The sequence below is a fragment of the Frankia sp. AgKG'84/4 genome (assembly GCF_023242965.2).
GTDB lineage: Bacteria > Actinomycetota > Actinomycetes > Frankiales > Frankiaceae > Frankia.
In genome coordinates this window covers 1-1,133 of record NZ_JALKFU020000779.1, presented here as the reverse complement: position 1 = coordinate 1,133, position 1,133 = coordinate 1, and the positions used below count along the sequence as shown (strand labels likewise).

Here is a 1,133-nt window from a genome sequence, read left to right as displayed (position 1 = left end):
GGCGGCGGCTTCTCGGCCGGTCGGGTCGGCGACGGGCTCGGCGACGAAGGGCGGGGTCTCGGTGAGGCGGACGGGGTCGCCGAGCGGGTCGAGCCCGGGACCGCGCCATCCGGCGTGCGAAGCGGCGCCACCACCGGGGCGCTCGGATGCTTCGGATCCGGCGCGCCGTTGAGCAGGTTTACGAGCAGGATGCCGGCGAGTACGGCGAGGATCGCGATGACGCCCGCCCAGACGCCGCGCAACCGCTCGGGACCGCGCGACGGGGCCCGGCGTCGTCCCGGGGCGTGTATGCCGTGCGTCATGCGGGCTCTACTCCCCGCCCTGGCCCCGGCGGCCGGACCGGGCCGCCCGGCGCTGGTCGCGCAGCCGCCGCAGCCGCCGGACCAGCATCGGATCGGCGATCATCGCGGCCGCCGAGTCGATCAGCCGGTTGAGGATCTGGTAGTAACGCGTCGAGGACAGGCCGAACTCGGCGCGGATCGCCTCCTCTTTGGCGCCGGGATGACGCCACCAGCCCTGCTCGAAGGCGAGGATGCGGCGGTCCCGGTCGGACAGCCCGGTGGGCGGCCCGCCGGCCCCGCGGGGCGGCTCGGCGGGCAGGGGAGCGGCTGCCTGCACAGCGGGACCTCCTCGAGACGCGGCGGAGACAACGGGCGCGGCCAGGCGTTGGACTGCCACGCCCGGTATGGTGCGCCGCCCACTATTTCACCCCCTGGGTCCGACAATCCCGCTCGTCCCCCTCGATGGGCCGTCGCGGCTCCACCCGTGCCGTAGAGGGACGATCCCGCGCAACGGGGACGGTCCTCGCCGGGACGGTTCTACGCTGGTTCGATGAGCCGGCGATTCACCCGCACGACCGAGGACTTCGACTGCCTCGTCTGCGGCGCGTCGGTGCGCGGTGACGGCTACACCAACCACTGTCCGCGTTGCCTGTGTTCGCGGCACGTCGACGTGCATCCCGGTGACCGCGCGGCTGACTGCGGCGGGGTGATGCGGCCCGTCGCGGTCGAGGCCCGCGCGCACGACACAGTGCTCACGCACGTCTGCGAGCGGTGCGGCCACCGTCGCCGCAACCGCACCGGGCCGGCCGACGACAGCGAGGCGCTGCGCGCCGGGGGGGGCCGCGCCCCGCG

Annotated in this window: 2 protein-coding genes and 1 pseudogene; 1 reads left to right on the top strand and 2 read right to left on the bottom strand. The window is 75.2% G+C overall.

The window, feature by feature from the left end:
• Together MXD58_RS25170 and MXD58_RS25165 are read right to left on the bottom strand one after the other, a co-directional pair.
• Nucleotides 1–302 (bottom strand): annotated as a pseudogene (locus tag MXD58_RS25170) (LytR C-terminal domain-containing protein); the annotation flags it as partial.
• 7 nt (nt 303–309) lie between these two features.
• Nucleotides 310–618, bottom strand: a complete 309-nt coding sequence (locus MXD58_RS25165) for a DUF3263 domain-containing protein (protein ID WP_248839200.1) — start codon at nt 616–618, stop codon at nt 310–312.
• 213 nt (nt 619–831) lie between these two features.
• On the opposite strand from MXD58_RS25165, the gene MXD58_RS25160 reads away from it, so the two are divergent.
• A partial coding sequence (locus MXD58_RS25160; protein ID WP_250610128.1) for an RNHCP domain-containing protein occupies nt 832–1,133 on the top strand: 302 nt, incomplete at its 3' end.